13 protein-coding genes and 1 pseudogene are annotated in these 18,600 nt (G+C 69.8%); all 14 read left to right on the top strand.

Annotation, left to right across the window (positions count from 1 at the left end):
• Positions 1-2: 2 nt before the first annotated feature.
• The 14 genes and pseudogenes from NRF20_RS14030 to NRF20_RS13965 all read left to right on the top strand — a co-directional run bounded on the left by NRF20_RS14030 (position 3) and on the right by NRF20_RS13965 (position 18,528).
• A complete protein-coding gene (locus NRF20_RS14030) occupies positions 3-1,046 on the top strand; it encodes a 3-isopropylmalate dehydrogenase (protein WP_398630348.1) in 1,044 nt (347 codons plus the stop codon).
• A 403-nt stretch (positions 1,047-1,449) separates the two neighbouring features.
• Positions 1,450-2,538, top strand: coding sequence for a branched-chain amino acid aminotransferase (locus tag NRF20_RS14025; RefSeq protein WP_413752657.1), 1,089 nt, complete (start codon positions 1,450-1,452; stop codon positions 2,536-2,538).
• 311 nt (positions 2,539-2,849) lie between these two features.
• The gene (locus NRF20_RS14020) at positions 2,850-3,299 is read left to right on the top strand and encodes a hypothetical protein (protein WP_398630346.1); all 450 of its coding nucleotides are present in this window, start codon (positions 2,850-2,852) and stop codon (positions 3,297-3,299) included.
• Between the two features lie 53 nt (positions 3,300-3,352).
• Positions 3,353-4,048, top strand: coding sequence for an ABC transporter ATP-binding protein (locus NRF20_RS14015; protein ID WP_413752655.1), 696 nt, complete (start codon positions 3,353-3,355; stop codon positions 4,046-4,048).
• Positions 4,045-6,309, top strand: coding sequence for an ABC transporter permease (locus NRF20_RS14010; RefSeq protein WP_413752654.1), 2,265 nt, complete (start codon positions 4,045-4,047; stop codon positions 6,307-6,309). Before NRF20_RS14015 ends, NRF20_RS14010 begins: the two co-directional genes overlap by 4 nt.
• 132 nt (positions 6,310-6,441) lie before the next feature.
• A complete protein-coding gene (ureA, locus tag NRF20_RS14005; protein ID WP_266357642.1) occupies positions 6,442-7,122 on the top strand; it encodes an urease subunit gamma in 681 nt (226 codons plus the stop codon).
• Entirely contained in the window at positions 7,119-8,807 is a 1,689-nt protein-coding gene (locus tag NRF20_RS14000) for an urease subunit alpha (RefSeq protein WP_329835353.1), read from the top strand. The genes ureA and NRF20_RS14000 overlap by 4 nt, the downstream gene beginning before the upstream one ends.
• 19 nt (positions 8,808-8,826) lie before the next feature.
• Positions 8,827-9,840 (top strand): agmatine deiminase family protein, encoded by a 1,014-nt coding sequence (locus NRF20_RS13995; RefSeq protein WP_413752653.1) that lies wholly within the window; start codon positions 8,827-8,829, stop codon positions 9,838-9,840.
• A 3-nt stretch (positions 9,841-9,843) separates the two neighbouring features.
• A complete protein-coding gene (locus tag NRF20_RS13990) occupies positions 9,844-10,467 on the top strand; it encodes a TetR/AcrR family transcriptional regulator (RefSeq protein ID WP_413752652.1) in 624 nt (207 codons plus the stop codon).
• Positions 10,468-10,548: 81 nt separating this feature from the next.
• Complete coding sequence (locus tag NRF20_RS13985; RefSeq protein ID WP_413752651.1) at positions 10,549-11,889, top strand: MFS transporter; 1,341 nt, start codon at positions 10,549-10,551, stop codon at positions 11,887-11,889.
• A 279-nt stretch (positions 11,890-12,168) separates the two neighbouring features.
• Entirely contained in the window at positions 12,169-13,776 is a 1,608-nt protein-coding gene (gene cimA / locus NRF20_RS13980) for a citramalate synthase (protein ID WP_266357631.1), read from the top strand.
• 65 nt (positions 13,777-13,841) lie between these two features.
• Positions 13,842-14,107: pseudogene (locus tag NRF20_RS13975) on the top strand (family 1 glycosylhydrolase); the annotation flags it as partial.
• A gap of 210 nt (positions 14,108-14,317) precedes the next feature.
• Complete coding sequence (locus NRF20_RS13970; protein ID WP_398630342.1) at positions 14,318-15,682, top strand: hypothetical protein; 1,365 nt, start codon at positions 14,318-14,320, stop codon at positions 15,680-15,682.
• Positions 15,683-15,846: 164 nt separating this feature from the next.
• On the top strand, positions 15,847-18,528 hold the full coding sequence (locus NRF20_RS13965) for a SpoIIE family protein phosphatase (protein WP_398630341.1): 2,682 nt from the start codon (positions 15,847-15,849) through the stop codon (positions 18,526-18,528).
• Positions 18,529-18,600: the final 72 nt, after the last annotated feature.

The raw sequence follows: 18,600 nt of genomic DNA, 5'->3' as shown, positions 1-18,600 counted from the left end.
ACATGTCTCGCAGCATCAATCTCGCAGTGATCCCTGGTGACGGTATCGGCCAGGAGGTAGTGGCTCAGGGCCTCAAGGTCCTCAATGCTGTTCTCCCGCAGGATGTGAAGCTGGAGACCAAGGAGTTCGACTTCGGCGCCAAGCGCTACCACGCGACCGGTGAGACCCTCACCGACGCGGATGTCCAGGCGCTCAAGCAGCACGACGCGATCCTGCTCGGCGCGATCGGTGACCCCTCGGTTCCGTCCGGCGTCCTGGAGCGCGGCTTCCTGCTGAAGCTCCGTTTCCTCTTCGATCACCATGTGAACCTGCGGCCGTCGAAGCTCCTCCCGGGTGTCGCGACCCCGCTCAGGGGGCAGCCGGAGATCGACTTCGTCGTGGTCCGCGAGGGCACCGAGGGCCCGTACACCGGCAATGGCGGCTCGATCCGCACCGGCACCCCGCACGAGGTCGCCACCGAGGTCTCGGTCAACACCGCCTTCGGTGTCGAGCGTGTGGTCCGTGACGCCTTCGCCCGCGCCCAGGCCCGCCCGCGCAAGAAGCTGACGCTGGTCCACAAGAACAACGTGCTGACCTACGCCGGGCACCTGTGGACCAACATCTTCAACAAGGTCGCGGCCGAGTTCCCGGACGTCACCACCGACTACCTGCACGTGGACGCGGCGACGATCTTCCTCGTCACGCAGCCCGAGCGCTTCGACGTGATCGTCACCGACAACCTCTTCGGCGACATCATCACCGACCTTGCCGCGGCCGTCTCCGGCGGCATCGGCGTTGCGGCCTCGGGCAACATCAACCCGAGCGGCGAATTCCCCTCGATGTTCGAGCCGGTCCACGGCTCCGCCCCGGACATCGCGGGCCAGGGCAAGGCCGACCCCACGGCCGCGATCCTCTCTGTCGCCCTTCTGCTGCGCCACCTCGGCTACGAGGCCGAGGCCGTACGCATCGAGGACGCCGTCTCCGCCGACCTCGCGGAGCGCGACAGCACGACCACTCGTACCACCGGCCAGATCGGCGACGCGCTCGCGGTACGCGTAGCGAGCTGACCCGACGACTCCATTTTCGAAGCCGCCGGGTCGCAACCGCACCCGGCGGCTTCTCCTATGCGGTCCCGGGTGCCACCATCGACCACTGGACCGCATTCACGTCATTTCGTGCACGGCCACCCGGGAGCGATAATCGAACGGGGCCGTGGCTCGCGGTTTGGACCGACCGACACATGGAGGGTGGAAGAAGGAGCGGGATCCGGTGCGTGCAGCTGCAAGGCGGAGGATTGAGGCATGGCGGAGCCATGGCGATTGACGACAACGCCGCAGATGTGCGTGCCGGAGCCCGCGACGCCACCCTCCATGTGTCGGCCGGTCCAAAGGCTCGGACGTCCTAGCACCTGTCTGACAGGAGCGGCGTGAGCGCGGTCCAACACACACAACCGGTGAAGGACACGCACACATGACGACGCCCACGATCGAGCTCAAGCCCTCCTCGAACCCGCTGTCCGACGCGGAGCGCGAGGCGATCCTGGTCAAGCCCGGATTCGGCCGCTACTTCACCGATCACATGGTGACGATCCGTTGGACCGAGGGCCGCGGCTGGCACGACGGCCAGCTCGTCCCCTACGGCCCGCTCTCCCTCGACCCCGCGACCACGGTCCTGCACTACGCGCAGGAGATCTTCGAGGGCCTCAAGGCCTACCGTCGGCCCGACGGCTCCGTCGCCACGTTCCGCCCCGAGGCGAACGCCAAGCGTTTCCAGGCGTCGGCGCACCGGCTGGCCATGCCGGAACTGCCCGTCGAGACGTTCATCGAGGCGTGCGACGTGCTGGTCCGGCAGGACAAGGCATGGGTTCCGGCGCACGGCGGCGAGGAGTCGCTCTACCTGCGCCCGTTCATGATCGCGACCGAGGTCGGCCTCGGCGTGAAGCCCGCCAACGAGTACCTCTTCGTCGTCATCGCCTCGCCCGCCGGTGCCTACTTCCCCGGTGGCGTCAAGCCGGTCTCCATCTGGCTCTCCGAGGACCGCGTCCGCGCCGTCCCCGGCGGCATGGGCGACGCCAAGACCGGCGGCAACTACGCGGCGTCCCTCCTCGCCCAGGCAGAGGCCGCGGAGAAGGGCTGCGACCAGGTCGCCTACCTCGACGCGGTCGAGCACAAGTGGGTCGAGGAGCTCGGCGGCATGAACCTGTACTTCGTGTACGGGGACAAGATCGTCACCCCGGCCCTGACCGGCTCCCTGCTCGCCGGCGTCACCCGTGACTCGCTGCTCAAGGTCGCCCGCGACCTCGGCTACGAGGCCGAGGAGGGCCGCGTCTCCATCGACCAGTGGCGGACCGACACCGCGAACGGCACCCTCACCGAGGTCTTCGCCTGCGGCACCGCAGCCGTCATCACCCCCGTCGGCACCGTCAAGTCCGCGGGTGGCGAGTGGACCCAGAGCGAGGGCGCGCCCGGCGAGGTCACGATGAAGCTGCGTGAGCGCCTGCTGGACATCCAGCGCGGCGTCGCCGAGGACACCCACGGCTGGATGCACCCGCTCGGCTGATCAGCCGGTTCCGTACAGACGAAGGCCGCGCCCGGCTGCTTGCCGGGCGCGGCCTTCGTTGTGCTGTGCCGGGCTGTCGCCATGTCCTGATCTGTGCAGTCGCATACCACCGTGGCGCTTCAGTACGTCACTCGAATCATCGAAGTGCCGTTTCTGGATCAGGCTTTGCAGAGTCTGCACAAGTGAATCCGTGGAGTCCGGGATGCGGCGCTCCAGGTTGCGGAAATCCAACTGACCTGTGAATGCAGGGGTGTTAAGGTGCCGGTTCCGCGATCAAGTGCGGACTGACCAACAACAAACGGGAGAACGCAATGAATCGAAAGCTGACCGTCGGTGTGCTTGCCGCCGGACTCTTTCTGACCGGTGCGGGGACCGCGTTCGCAGGTGCGACCGGGGGGAACAAGGACGTCGGGGCGGCCGCCTCGTGGCACAAGATCCCGACCCTCTCGAGCTCGGGCGTCAAGTTCAAGAACGGCTACTACAAGTTCGAGGCGCCCGGCGCCAAGTACGGAGCCTTCCACTGGAAGGGCGACCTCCAGGACACCTCTGCGGGCGACGGCCACAATGTCTATGTTCAGGTCAAGGTCGAGGGCTACAACTGGAACCGCTATAACGGCAAGCAGAAGAAGACCGTCCACAAGGACTACTACACGTACGACGGCGCCGCCCGGTACACCAGCGACGCCTGGATACGTGCCTGCCGTGACCGCGGCTCGTTCCACCCCGACAACTGCTCGGTGACCAAGCACTACAAGCGGTAGTCGACCACCGCGCACGCAGTCGGCCCGGGTCCCCGCCCCGGGCCTTTCACCTCTTGGGGGAAGCGATCAGTACGTCAGAAGTCCTCAGTGCCACGGGAGTCGACCTCTCCTACGGCTCCACGCTCGCCGTCCGTGACGCACACCTGTCGCTGACCCGCGGCGAGATCGCGGCGATCACCGGAGCGAGCGGCTCCGGCAAGTCCTCGCTGCTGTACTGCCTCGCGGGCGTGTTGCCGCCTGCCCGGGGCCAGGTGCGGTTCGAGGGCCGGGCGTACGACCAGCTGGACGACGAGGACATCAGCGCGCTGCGCCGCGAGCGGTTCGGTTTCGTCTTCCAGTACGGCGAGCTGCTCCCCGAGCTGACCATCGAGGAGAACACCGCTCTGCCGCTGCGTCTCGCCGGACAGCGCAAGCGCCCCGCCCTCGAAGCGGCCGGCGAGGTGCTCGACCGCCTCGGCATGGCCGATCTGCGCCAGCGCCGCCCCTCGCAGGTCTCCGGCGGACAAAGCCAGCGCGTAGCCGTCGCGCGGGCGCTCGTACACCGGCCCGCCGTGGTCTTCGCCGACGAACCGACGGGCTCGCTCGACAGCGCCAATGCCGCCACGGTCCTGCAGGAATTCCTGGGACTGGCCCGCTCACAGGGCACCGCCGTGCTCCTGGTCACCCATGACCCGAGCGTGGCCGCCCGGGCCGACCGGCGTTACACCATGGCCGACGGCGTGCTCGAGTCGAAAGGCCGGGCCTCATGAGGGAGTTCCTCCTCGGCCTGCGTCTGCTGTTCGGCTCCGGGCGCGGCAACCGGACACGCTTCCTGCTGATGGCCCTGGGCGGGTCGCTCGGGGTGTGCTGCCTCGCGCTCGTCCTCACGATCCCGGCGATCCTCGACGCCCACGACGGCAGGTCCGCCGACCGGGAACCTCAGGTCTTCGTGGGCAAGAAGGCCGGGCAGCCCACCCTCGTGCTCCAGCGCTCCGACCCGCACGGCTCCAAGCCGTTCAGCCGCGTCTTCCTCGCGCGCGGCGCGAACGCCACGCCCGCGCCGCCCCCCGGTCTGACCGGACTTCCCGGCCCCGGCGAGGTGTACGTCTCGCCCGCGCTGCGCGATCAGCTCCGGCGGGAGCCCGGACTCAAGGGGCTGCTGCCCGGCACGGTGAAGGGCCTGATCGGTCCCGCGGGTCTGACCGATCCCAATGAGCTCTACGCCTACGTCGGCACCAGCAGGGACCGACTCGGCGGCGAGGCAAGGGCGTTGAAGGGCTTCGGCTCCGATCATCCGCCCACCACGGCCGTTGAGTCCTCAACCCTCGACATCCTGCGCTTCACGCTCGCCGCGCTGGTCCTGCTGCCCCTCGCTGTCTTTCTCTCCGTCTGTGCCAAGCTCTCCGCAGCCAGCCGTAACCGGCGCCTTGCGGCCCTGCGTCTGCTCGGCCTCAGCGCCAAAGGCACCCAGCGCGTCAACGCCGCCGAGACCGTTGTCGCGGCGCTGCTCGGTGCGGCACTTGGGCTCGCCGAGTTCTGGCTGCTCAACCAGATCATGGCCAGGACGGGCCTGCCCGGCCTGAAGTGGTACCCGGGCGACGGTGCTCTGTCCGCCACCACCATCGCCGTCTGCCTGCTCGGCTGCCCTGTTCTCGCCTGGTTCGTCGGCCGGGCCAGTGCCCGTGCGGCTGCCACCGATCCGCTCAGCACCCGGCGCAGCGCGGTGCCCCGTGCGCCCCGCCTCTGGGGCGGCCTTTTGCTCGTCAGCGGGCTCGGCATCGTCGTCGGCTACTGCGCGACGGGTTTCACCGACCACCCGGCGCAGAGCACCGGCATGAACTCCCTGCTGGTTCCCGGGGGTGTGCTGCTCACCGGGCTCGGCCTCGTGATGACGATGCCGCTGCTCTCGTACGCCCTGGCCAGGTGGCTCGCCCGCTCGGGCAGCCTCACGCTCAACCTGGCCATGCGGCGCAACGAAGTCGAGCCCGGCAGCGCCATGCGTGTGGTCACAGGGCTTGTCCTGCTGGTCTTCTCCGCGTCGCTCGCCCAGGGCGTCCTGGTCGAGGAACGCCAGATCACCCACAACGACTCGCCCTCGCAGGAGTACGGCCTGTCGCTGTCCCGGCTCACCGAGGACCAGCAACGGCAGTTGCGCGACGTCCCCGGTGTGCGCACGCATGCCCTCGTCATGGAACCGCGGACCGGCCCCGACGCCGGATCAGGCTCGCAGGCCCCCGCCCTGGTCGCCACCTGCGCCCAGTTCGCGAAGCTGGTGCGGCACGCCGAGGGCTGTATGGATGGCAAGGTGCTGCGCCTGAGTGACCCGGACGTGTCGGAACAGCCGCTCACCACGTCGACCTTCCGCATGATGAAGGGCGGGCAGCAGGCATCCCTGGAGGTCCATGTGCCGCGCACCACCGTCCTGTTCGACGGATTCGACGTCACCAACGTGCCGAGCCCCGGCCTGCTCGTCCCTCCTTCGGCGCTCCCGGCGCACGCGGTACCTGTCTCAGCCACGCTCGTCCTGGCCAGTGCCTCCGACCCCGCCACCGTGCGTGCCGTCCTCGACCGCATCGGCGCCATCGCGCCCACCGCCGATGTCGACCCGGCCGGCATCAACATCGACGGCCTCCAGCAGATCACCGTCATCGAGACGCTGCTCGCGCTGGGCATGGTGATGGGCCTGGTGATCGGCGTCGCGGCATTCCTCGTCTCGGTCACCGACCGCGCCGTGGAACGCCGCCCGCAGGTCACGGCCCTCGCCCTGATCGGCGCCCGCGCACGCACCCTGCGGCTCGTCCAGTGCACGCAGGTCGTACTGCCGCTCGCCATCGGCCTGGTCCTCGCTCTGGTGGCCGGAAAGGCCGCCGAGTCCGCGTACCTGATCACCGGCGGCGGCGAGATCTTCTGGGACGGTGCGGGCGTCCCGCTACTGGTGGCAGCCATGATCGGCGTCCTCGTGCTGGCGGTGGCGGGCACCCTGCCGCTCGTCGGCCGCCGCATCGACCCGGAGCTGATCCGGCGCGACTGACCGGCCGCCGTATCGATTCGCCGTGACTGACCGGTCGCACGATTGGAGCGCTGTTCGAAAGGGTTGACGACGTACTTCCGCTTCCTGCCCACCCCTGGTTAGAGTGCTGCTCTAACCAGGAGGTGTGCGGGCGTGCGACTGACCCCGACGGAACGTGACCGGCTGCTGCTCTTCGGCGCTGCCGAACTGGCCCGGGCCCGCCGCGCCCGAGGGCTGAAGCTCAATGTCCCCGAGGCGACCGCTCTGATCGCGGACACGGTCTGCGAGGCCGCCCGCGACGGGCGCAGGCTCGCAGAGGCCATCGAGGCCGCACGGTCCGTGCTCGGTCCCGACGATGTCCTTCCGGGGGTCGCCGATGTGGTGACCGAAGTCCATGTGGAGGCCGTCTTCGACGACGGTTCGCGGCTCGCCGTGGTCTCCCGGCCGCTGGGCGGCGGGCTCGGCGACGACGCTCCCGGGGCCGTCGTCCCGGGTCCCGCCACGCCCGAGCCGGAACCGGCGGCGCGCCTCGCCGTCCGCAACACCGCGACCGTGCCGGTCTCAGTGACGTCGCACTTCCACTTCTTCGAGGCCAACCCGCGGCTCGACTTCGACCGGGCGGCGGCGTACGGGATGCGGCTCTGCGTCCCCGCCGGGTCCTCCGTCCGCTTCGGGCCGGGGGAGTCGGTGGAGGTGGGGCTGGTGCCCATCGGCGGAGACCGGATCGCCATCGGGTTCGCCGGACTGGTCGACGGACCGCTCGACGCGCCCGGCGCACGCGAAGAGGCCCTGCGGCGCGCGGTGGCATGCGGATACCTGGGAGCAGAGCGATGAGTATCGATCGTCACGAGTACGCCTCCGTACACGGCCCGCGTGCCGGGGACCGGGTCAGGCTCGGTGACTCCGGGCTGACCGTCCGCGTCGAGTCGGACGCACAGCAGTACGGCGAGGAGTTCCTCGCCGGATTCGGCAAGACCGCCCGCGACGGGCTGCATCTCAAGGCCGCAGCCGTCCGGGACACCTGCGATGTCGTCATCAGCAATGTGCTGGTCATCGACGCCGTGCAGGGCATCCGCAAGGTGTCGATCGGTATCCGCGAGGGCCGGATCTCGGCGATCGGGCGGGCCGGTAACCCGGACACCCTCGACGGCGTCGATGTCGTCGTCGGCACGGGGACGACGATCGTCTCCGGCGAGGGGATGATCGCGACGGCGGGCGCTGTCGACACCCATGTCCATCTGCTCTCGCCGCGGATCATGGAGGCATCGCTCGCCTCCGGTGTCACCACGATCATCGGCCAGGAGTTCGGCCCTGTCTGGGGTGTCGGCGTCAACTCGCCCTGGGCCCTGCGCCATGCCTTCAACGCGTTCGACGCCTGGCCGGTCAACATCGGCTTCCTGGGGCGCGGTTCGTCCTCCCACGAGGCGCCGCTGGTCGAGGCGCTCGCGGAGGGCGGGGCCTGCGGCTTCAAGGTCCACGAGGACATGGGCGCCCACACCCGCGCCCTGGACACCGCACTGCGGGTCGCCGAGGAACACGACGTCCAGGTCGCCCTGCACAGCGACGGACTGAACGAGTGCCTGTCGGTCGAGGACACCCTGCGTGTCCTCGAAGGCCGCACGATCCACGCCTTCCACATCGAGGGCTGCGGCGGCGGACACGTCCCCAACGTCCTCAAGATGGCGGGCGTCGAGAACGTCATCGGCTCGTCCACCAACCCGACGCTGCCCTTCGGCAGGGACGCGGTCGCCGAGCACTACGGGATGATCGTCTCCGTACACGACCTCAAGACGGACCTGCCGGGCGACGCCGCCATGGCCCGCGACCGCATCCGCGCCGGGACGATGGGCGCCGAGGACGTCCTGCACGACCTGGGCGCCATCGGTATCACGTCCTCCGACGCACAGGGCATGGGACGGGCCGGTGAGACGGTACGCCGCACCTTCGCGATGGCCGGGAAGATGAAGGCCGAACTCGGCCCGATGGACGGCGACGGCCCCGCGGACGACAACGCCCGGGTGCTGCGCTACATCGCCAAGCTCACCATCAACCCCGCCATCGCCCACGGCCTCGCGCACGAGATCGGCTCCATCGAGACCGGGAAGCTCGCCGACATCGTGCTGTGGCGGCCCGAGTTCTTCGGTGCGAAGCCGCAGCTCGTGCTGAAGTCCGGCTTCCCGGCGTACGGGGTCACCGGCGATCCCAACGCCGCCACCGACACCTGCGAACCCCTGGTCCTCGGACCGCAGTTCGGAGCGTACGGAGCCACCGCGGCCGATCTCTCCGTGGCCTTCGTCTCGCAGGCCGCGACCCAGCTCGGTGCGGACCTGATGCCCACGCGCCGGCGCCGTGTCGCAGTGCGCGGCACCCGCGGCATCGGCCCCGGCGACCTCGTCCACAACTCCCGTACCGGAGAAGTCGCGGTGGACGCCCACAGCGGTCTGGTCACCCTGGACGGCGACCCGCTGCGCTCCGAGCCTGCCGACTCCGTCTCCCTCAATCGCCTCTACTTCCTCTGACACCTTTCAAGGACGCTTCATGACCTTCCGCATGCCGCCCGAGTGGGCCCCGCACGAACGCACCTGGATGGCCTGGCCGGGCCCCAACCCCACCTTCGACACCGACGCCGAACTGGACGAGGCCCGCAGTGCCTGGGCCGCCGCCGCCCGCGCCGTCCGCCGCTTCGAACCCGTCACGATGGTCGTCGGCCCGGGCCAGGAGGACAGCGCCCGCGCACTTCTCGGCCCGGACATCGAGCTGGCCGTCCGCCCGCTCGACGACGCCTGGATGCGCGACATCGGCCCCACCTTCGTCAGTGACGGGCGTCAACTGGCCGCCGTCGACTGGACGTTCAACGGCTGGGGCGCCCAGGGGTGGGCCCGCTGGGAGCATGACCAGCACATCGCCCGCTCCGTCGCCGATCTCGCGGCCGTCCCCGTACACAGCTCCACGCTCGTCAACGAGGGCGGCGCCATCCATGTCGACGGCGAGGGCACCGTCCTGCTCACCGAGACCGTCCAGCTCGGCAAGGAACGCAACCCCGACTGGACCCGCGAGCAGGTCGAGGCCGAGATCCACGCCAGGCTCGGCACCGAGAAGGCCATCTGGCTGCCTCGCGGACTGGCCGGTGACTACGGCACGTACGGCACCCTCGGTCATGTCGACATCGTCGCCGCCTTCGCCCGCCCCGGCACCGTCGTCGCCCATGTCCAGCCGGACCCGGCCCACCCCGACCACGAGATCACCCGTGAGACCGTCCGCATCCTGCGCGCCGCCACCGACGCCAGGGGCCGCTCCCTGAACGTGGTGGAGGTCCCCGCGCCCACCGTGCTGAAAGCCGACGGGGAGTGGGTCGACTACTCCTACATCAACCATTACCTCTGCAACGGCGGCGTGGTTCTCTGCGCCTTCGACGACCCGCGCGACAAGGAGGCGGCGGCGATCTTCGGTGAGCTGTTCCCCGACCGTACGGTGACACTCGTCGACGCCCGTACGATCTTTGCCGGCGGTGGAGGCATCCACTGCATCACGCAGCAGCAGCCGAAGGTCTGAACCGTGCCCCCCGCTCCACGCCGTCGCAACACCGCCCCGCCCCGCGAGGAACTGCTGGCCGCCGCCATGGCCACCATCGCCGAACAGGGCCTCGACGGCCTCACCATGGCCGGGCTCGGCCGTGAGGTCTCCATGAGCAGCGGACACCTCCTCTACTACTTCCGCACCAAGGACGAGCTGCTGCTCCAGACCCTGGAGTGGAGCGAGGGCCGGCTCGGCGCACAGCGGCGCAATCTGCTGTCCGGTCCGGCGACGGTCCGCGAACGGCTCGACGCGTACATCGATCTGTACCTCCCCGACGGTCACCGCGATCCGCACTGGACGCTCTGGCTGGAGGTCTGGAACCGCTCGCAGAACGCCGACGACGACGCACGCGCCCGGCAGGCCGCGATCGAGGGCGCCTGGCACCGTGACCTGGTGGCTCTGCTGGCGGAAGGCGCCTCGCGCGGGGAGTTCCGTACCGTCGACGCCGAACGGTTCGCGACCCGGCTACGCGCCCTGCTCGACGGGTTCAGCGTCCATGTCGCGGTCGGCATCCCCGGCACCAGCCGCTCCCAAGTCCTCGACCAGGTCCGGGAGTTCATCGACGACTCGCTCACCGCCCCGGAGCGGCCCGCTCTGCCGTGAACTAAACGCACTCAAGTACGCGTGATCGTTGCCCGTTGCGGGCTTGTTGTGTTCCCGGCTGTTCGGGCACGGTGGCGGACCATGGGACGAGAGCAGTGGAAGAAAATCTGGGTCGGCTCCGCCGGCAACATGGTCGAGTGGTTCGACTGGTTCGTGTACGCGACCTTCGCCGTCTACTTCGCGGATTCGTTCTTCCCCGAAGGCAACGAGACCGCCAACCTCATGAACACCATGGGCATCTTCGCCGTCGGCTTCTTCATGAGGCCGGTCGGTGGCTGGATGCTCGGCCGGATCGGTGACCGCAGAGGACGCAAGGCCGCGCTCACCCTCACCGTCACCCTCATGTCGGCCTCCGCGATCCTCATCGCCATCGCGCCGACGTACGACGTCGCGGGATACGGCGGTGTCGCCGTCCTGCTGGTGGCCCGGCTGCTGCAGGGCCTCAGCGTCGGGGGCGAGTACGCCGCCAGCGCCACCTATCTGACCGAGGCGTCCGCGCCCCACCGGCGCGGCTTCGCCTCCAGCTTCCAGTACGTGTCCATGACCGCGGGACAGCTCATCGGCCTCGGCCTCCAGATCATCCTGCAGCGCAACATGTCCGATGCGGCCCTGCACAGTTGGGGCTGGCGCATTCCGTTCATCGTCGGTGCGCTCGGTGCCGCGATCGTCTTCTATCTGCGCCGCTCGATGCTGGAGACCGAGGTGTACGCGGAGTCCGGCGCCGCCGAGCAGGAGGACCGCGGCACGCTGAAGGCGCTGTGGCGGCACAAGCGCGAGGCGTTCCTGGTGATGGCGCTGACCATGGGCGGGACCGTCGCGTACTACACGTACACGACCTATCTCACCAAGTTCCTCTCCAAGAGCGCCGGCATGGAGAAGTCCACCGCCTCGCTCGTCAGCTTCTGCGCCCTGTTCGTCTTCATGTGCATCCAGCCGCTGGCCGGACTGCTCTCCGACCGGATCGGCCGCCGCCCGCTGCTGATCACCTTCGCCGTCGGTTCGACCTTCCTGACCGTGCCGATCATGTCGATGCTCAAGCACGCGGGCACCTTCTGGCCCGCGTTCGGCCTGGCGCTCCTCGCCCTGGTCGTCGTCACCGGCTACACCTCGATCAACGCCTGTGTGAAGGCCGAGCTCTTCCCGACCGGCATCCGCGCCCTGGGCGTCGCCCTCCCGTACGCCATCGCCAACGCGATCTTCGGCGGTACCGCCGAGTACGTGGCGCTCTGGTTCAAGAAGTCGGGCGTCGAGTCCGGCTTCTACTGGTACGTGGCGGGCTGCGCCGCGGTCTCCCTGGTCGTCTACCTGACCATGCGTGAGACCCGCGACATCGACCTCGGCCGGGTCGGTGCCGACCGCAGGACAGGGCAGGCGGCCCCGGCGGAGTCGTCCGGAGCGACGGGCGTCACGCCCGCATCCTGAGACGGGCCACGGCACGGAGGCAGCCCTGTGCAAGACTGCCTCCGTGCCCTCGTTCGTCATGATTATCGGCAACAGGCGCGCCGGTCCGCAGTGACCGTCCCGTACCACCATGTGCGGCACGGCCACCGTGCCCCAGACCCGCGCGCAGACCTCTCGCACCCGCGAGGGGTTTTTTCGTTTTCCGGCCCTCACCTCGGCCGGGGCGAGGTGCGCGGGATGATGGGGGCAAGTGGAGCCAGATCGTCCGGATCCACTCATCCGACAGGAGTTCAGACCAGCATGACCACCAAGGCCAAGGCCACCGACGACAGTTTCCATGTCTTCGACACCACACTGCGCGACGGGGCCCAGCGTGAAGGCATCAACCTGACGGTCGCGGACAAGCTGACCATCGCGCGGCACCTGGACAACTTCGGCGTGGGCTTCATCGAGGGCGGCTGGCCCGGCGCCAACCCCCGGGACACCGAGTTCTTCGCCCGCGCCCAGCAGGAGATCGAGTTCAAGAACGCCGAGCTGGTCGCCTTCGGCGCGACCCGCAGGGCCGGTGGCAAGGCTGCCGAGGACCACCAGGTCAGGGCGCTGCTGGACTCCGGTGCCCCCGTGATCACGCTGGTCGCCAAGTCCCACGACCGCCATGTGGAACTCGCCCTGCGCACCACTCTCGAAGAGAACCTGGAGATGGTCCGCGACACCGTCTCCTACCTCCGTGAGAAGGGCCGCCGGGTCTTCGTGGACTGCGAGCACTTCTTCGACGGCTACCGCGCCAACCCCGAGTACGCCAAGGCCGTCGTCCGCGCCGCCTCCGAGGCCGGCGCCGATGTCGTCATCCTCTGCGACACCAACGGCGGGATGCTCCCGGCCCAGGTCCAGGCCGTCGTCTCCACCGTTCTCGCCGACACCGGCGCCCGGCTCGGCATCCACGCCCAGGACGACACCGGCTGCGCGGTCGCCAACACCCTGGCCGCCGTCGACGCGGGCGCCACCCACGTCCAGTGCACCGCCAACGGCTACGGCGAGCGGGTCGGCAACGCCAACCTCTTCCCCGTCGTCGCCGCCCTGGAACTCAAGTACGGCAAGACCGTCCTGCCCGAGGGCGCACTCGCCGACATGACCCGCGTCTCGCACGCGATCGCCGAGGTCGTCAACCTGACGCCCTCCACCCACCAGCCCTATGTGGGTGTTTCCGCCTTCGCCCACAAGGCCGGACTGCACGCCTCCGCGATCAAGGTCGACCCCGACCTGTACCAGCACATCGACCCCGCGCTGGTCGGCAACACCATGCGGATGCTCGTCTCCGACATGGCGGGCCGCGCCTCCATCGAGCTCAAGGGCAAGGAGCTCGGCATCGATCTCGGGGGCGACCGCGAACTCGTCGGCCGGGTCGTCGAGCGCGTCAAGGAGCGCGAGCTCAAGGGCTACACGTACGAGGCCGCCGACGCCTCCTTCGAACTGCTGCTGCGCGCCGAGGCCGAGGGCCGGGCACGCCGCTACTTCCGCACCGAGTCCTGGCGCGCCATCGTCGAGGACCGCCCCGACGGCACGCACGCCAACGAGGCGACCGTGAAGCTCTGGGCCAAGGGCGAGCGCATCGTCGCCACCGCCGAGGGAAACGGCCCGGTCAACGCACTCGACCGGGCGCTGCGCGTCGCGCTGGAGCGGATCTACCCGCAGCTCGCCAAGCTGGAACTGGTCGACTACAAGGTCCGCATCCTCGAAGGCCGCACCGGCACCGAGTCCACCACCCGCGTCCTCATCACCACGGGCGACGGCACCGGCGACTGGGCGACGGTCGGTGTCGCGGAGAACGTCATCGCGGCGTCCTGGCAGGCGCTGGAGGACGCCTACACGTACGGGCTGCTGCGCGCCGGGATCGAGCCGACGGAGTAACGCGGTCGGTCCTCGATCGCCGGAGGGGCTCGAAAGCGAGCCCCTCCGGCGATCGAGGAAGAAGCGACACCGTCTCCGAGGACGGACAGATCCACGACGCCGACCGCACCACCTACCTCGCCGACCACATCGCCGCCGTCGCGGCGGCCCGCGCCGAAGGGGCCGACGTCCGGGCTGCTTCGCCTGGTCGCTGATGGACAACTTCGAATGGTCCTACGGCTACGACAAGCGGTTCGGCATCGTCCGCGTCGACTGCGACACACAGGAGCGGACGCTCAAGGGCAGCGCCAAGTGGTACCGCGGCACGATCCGCCACACCCGCGACGCGTAGCTGCACAGCGCGCAGCCGCGCCCCTTCCGATGAAACGAACGGGAGCCCCACCATGCCCTCTCGACGCGGACCATCTGCTGCTCACCGGCGACCTCACCGGTGCGGTGGCGAAGCCGAAGGAGGCGTACCGGGCCACGTAGTCCCGTGAAGAGGAAGCAGGCCCGGGTGGGTGGTGGCGCACAAGCCGCCCACCTGGGTTAGCTTCGATATATGCGGAACAGGCTGTTCCCGACCTTGTTGGCCGGCCTGCTGCTGATTCTCTCGGTGGCCGTGCTCGCCATGGCACCCGCTGCGCCCCCAGCGGTGGGTGCATCCACCATCAATGATGTCGCGCAGGCGCTGCGCAAGAGCCCGGTGTACGTGGACCCGGCCGCCGCCGACCAGCTCTCCCCGGGCCGGGCGGCCGCCCTGACGAAGAAGATCAAGGACGCCGACAAGCCCGTGTTCGTGGCGGTGCTGCCGCGGACCTCGGCGTTCCCCGAGCAGAACCTGCTCACCGTCCTGCGCACCGACACCGGCATCACCGGCGTCTATGCGGTCCGCCTCGGCAACGGGTTCAACGCGGGCGCCGACCCCCGGGTGATGTCCACCCGAGCGGTCCAGAACCTCACCGCCGCCGTGAAGACACCCGGCACGGACACCGACGCCGCGACCCAGCTGAACGCCTTCGTCGACCGGGCCGTCGAACAGGCCCGGGGCAGCGCCCCCGCCTCCTGGGGCGGCTCCTTCGCGGGTGACGGATCATCGTCCACCGCCGGACTGATCACGGTCGGCGCGATCCTGGTGCTGGGCGCCGGCACGGCCTACACGATTTTCCGGCGCAACCGGAAGCGCAAGGAGGCCGAGGAGCGGTCCGCACTCGACAAGCTCCGAGTCGTCGTGGACGAGGACATCACCGCGTACGGCGAAACCCTGGACCGGCTCGACTTCCACCCCGCCGAGCCGGGCGCCGACGACAGCATGCGCGCCGACTACGAGAGGGCACTCGACTCCTACGAGAGCGCCAAAACCCGCATGTCAAAGGCCCAGCACCCGTCCGATGTGCGCGGGGCCACCCAGGCCCTGGAGGACGGCCGCTTCTCCCTCGCCGTCCTGGAGGCCCGCCGCAAAGGCGGTGAACCGCCCGCCCGCCGCCCGCCGTGCTTCTTCGACCCGCGCCACGGCCCCTCGGTCGCCGACGTCCGGTGGTCCCCGTCCGGCGGAACGGCCCGTGAGGTCCCGGTCTGTGCGGCGGACGAGATCCGGCTGCGCGAGGGCGAGGAGCCGCTCGGCCGCACGGTCGACACGGGCGACGGCCGCCGCCGCCCGTACTGGGAGGCGGGCCCGGCGTACGGCCCCTGGGCGGGCGGCTACTTCGGCGGCGGTCTGCTCCCCGGCCTGCTGGTCGGGACACTGCTCGGCTCGGCGCTTTCGAGCCCGGCGTACGCGGCGGAGTACGGCGGCGGTGACTTCGGCTCCGGCGGTGACTGGAGCGGCGGGGACTTCTCCGGCTCCGACTTCGACTCGTCGGGCTTCGACGGCGGCGGATTCGGCGGCGACCTCGGGGGCGGCGGCTTCGACGGCGGCGGGTTCTGAGCCACTGACCGGCTATCCCTCGGGCAGGTGCGATTCATGCTAGACCTGAAGTTATGTCTGGTATCGGCCGATTCCGGGCGAGGCTGCGACGCTCCGTCCGTCGACCACATCGGCACGATGGGGGGCGCTCGGGCCAAGCCACCCCCGCGCCGCCCGGTCGGGACATGGCCCACCGCTCCCCGGGCCGCGAACTGCTGTCCCTGTTCAGTGTGCGCACCGTGGCCGGCCAGGTCTTCTGCTTCGTGCTCGCGCTCGTACTCCTGCTCATCGCCGGCGGCGGGATCGCGCTGGTGCTGCAGGGCCGCCGCGACAGTCTGCAAGAGGCCCGGACGCGCACTCTGAGCGTGGCCGAGACATTCGCCCACTCGCCGGGGATCGTGCCGGCGCTGGACAGCAAGAACCCCACCGCGATCCTGCAGCCGCGTGCGGAGCAGGTCCGCAAGGACGCGGGAGTCGACAACGTCGTCGTGGCCAGCACCCAGGGCATCCGCTACACCCATCCCGACCCCGCGCTGATCGGCAAGCGCCTCATCGGCCCGTACGAAGAGGCACTGGCCGGCCACAGCTTCACCAAGAGCTTCTCCGGCAGCCAAGGTCCCTCGGTCAACTCGGTGGTGCCCGTTCCCCGGCTCGATGGTTCGGTTGCCGGCGTGGTGTCCGTCGGGCTCACCGACAAGTCGGTGAACAGCGTGGCTTCCCGGTCCATCCCGTTCAGCATTGCCGTCGCGGTGGCCGCCTTCGCGGTCACCGCGGGCGGCGCGGTGCTCTTGAGCAGACGGCTGCGCCGTCAGACACACGGGCTCGGACCGGCAGAGATGACCCGGATGTACGAGCACCACGACGCGGTGCTGCACGCGGTCCGCGAGGCCGTCCTCATCATCGGGGCCGACCACCGGCTGACGCTGGTCAACGACGAGGCCCGCAGACTGCTCGCCCTTCCCCCGGATGCCGAGGGCCGCGCGTTGACGGACCTCGGACTGGCCCCGGAGACTGCGGAACTGCTCGCCTCCGGCCGGACCGTCACGGACGAGGTGCTGCGCGTCGGAAACCGGCTGCTGGCCGTCAACCTCCGTCCGGCGGGCGCCGGTGGCGGGCCGCCCGCCACCGTGGCGACCCTGCGGGACACCACCGAGCTCCGCAAGGTCACAGGCAAGGCGGAACTCGTCCATGAACGCCTGCTGCTCCTCTACGAGGCCGGTGCCCGGATCGGCACCAGCCTCGACGTAAACCGGACGGCCCAGGAGCTGGCGGATGTGGCGACTCCCGGATTCGCCGACGTCACGAGCGTCGACCTCGCCGATCTCGCGCTCCCCGGGGATGAACCGACCATGCCGGACAGTGCCCCGCTGGACATGCGCCGTACCGCCATCGCCGCCACGGACCCGGACCAGCCCCTGTACTCGATCGGCCAACTGGTCGGATTCGTTCCCTCCAGGACCCGGGCCATGCGCGTGAACGTCGACGAGGTCGGGCTGGGTCCCGAGGTGATCACGCAACTGGGATGGCGGTACTGGGACCCCGAGCGGGCCTCGAAGATCCTGGACTACGGATTCCACTCGGTGCTCTCCGTACCGCTGCACGCACGGGGCGTCATCCTGGGCCTGGCCAACTTCTGGCGCGCGGGCAATCCCGAACCGTTCGACGAGGACGACCAGTCCTTCGCCGAGGAACTGGTGGCCCGGGCGGGCGTCAGCGTGGACAACGCCCGCAGGTACACACGCGAGCACGAAATGGCCGTGACGCTGCAACGCAGCCTGCTGCCCCGCGACCTGCCCGAGCAGAACGCCCTCGACGTGGCCCACCGCTATCTGCCGGCGCGGGCCGAGGTGGGCGGCGACTGGTTCGACGTGATCCCGCTGTCCGGCGCCCGGTTCGCACTGGTTGTCGGTGATGTGGTCGGACACGGGCTGCACGCCGCCGCCACCATGGGGCGGCTGCGCACCAGCATCCACAACTTCTCCGCGCTGGACTTCGCGCCCGACGAACTCCTCGGACATCTCGACGAACTGGTCAGCCGGATCGACCAGGACGAGGCGGCGGGCGACGGTGCCGAGATCGCCGGAGCCGGCTGCCTGTACGCGATCTACGACGCGGTCTCCGGAAACTGCTCGGTGGCCCGGGCCGGCCACCCCGGGCCCGTGCTGGTCCTCCCGGACGGCAGCGTCGAAGTTCCCGAGGTTCCGGTCGGCCTGCCCCTCGGCATCGGTGGCATGCCTTTCGAGGCGGCCGAGTTCCACGTACCCGAAGGGAGCCGTCTGGTCCTCTACACGGACGGTCTCCTCGAGAGCCGCGACCGGGACATCGACGCCGGCCTGGAACTGCTGCGCGCCTCTCTCGCCGGTCGCGACCGGACGCCGGAGGAGACCTGCGACGACGTGCTCGACGCGATGCTGTCCGGGCCGCCGACCGACGACGTAGCCATCCTCGTGGCCCGCACCCGCACGCTCGATCCGAACCAGGTCGCGCAATGGGCCGTGGCCACCGATCCGGCGGCCGTCGCCGGGGTCCGCAAGAACGTCGCCCAGTGGCTCTCCGAGCGTGGCCTGGACGAGGAGGCGTTCACCACCGAGCTGATCCTGAGCGAACTGGTCACCAACGCGGTGCGCTATGGCACAGGACCGATCGAGGTCCGCCTGCTGTACGACCGCAACCTGATCTGCGAGGTGTCCGACACCAGCAACACCTCACCGCATCTGCGCTACGCGGCGACGACGGACGAGGGCGGCCGGGGACTGTTCCTCGTCGCCCAGTTCGCCGAACGCTGGGGCACCCGCTACACCGAGACGGGCAAGGTGATCTGGTCGGAGCAGGCGGTCGGCGAATCGGGGACGGAGGAGGACGCTTGAAGCGCGCTGCGGAAGGCCGTGGGCGTTGTTGTCCGAAATGCCGACGGAGAGCCGCCGTGACACGCTGAATCG

Source organism: Streptomyces sp. R-74717 (assembly GCF_047305335.1).
GTDB classification, from domain to species: Bacteria; Actinomycetota; Actinomycetes; order Streptomycetales; family Streptomycetaceae; genus Streptomyces; species Streptomyces atratus.
The sequence above is the reverse complement of the archived record's forward strand: the minus strand, read 5'-3'. Positions and strand labels throughout refer to the sequence as shown.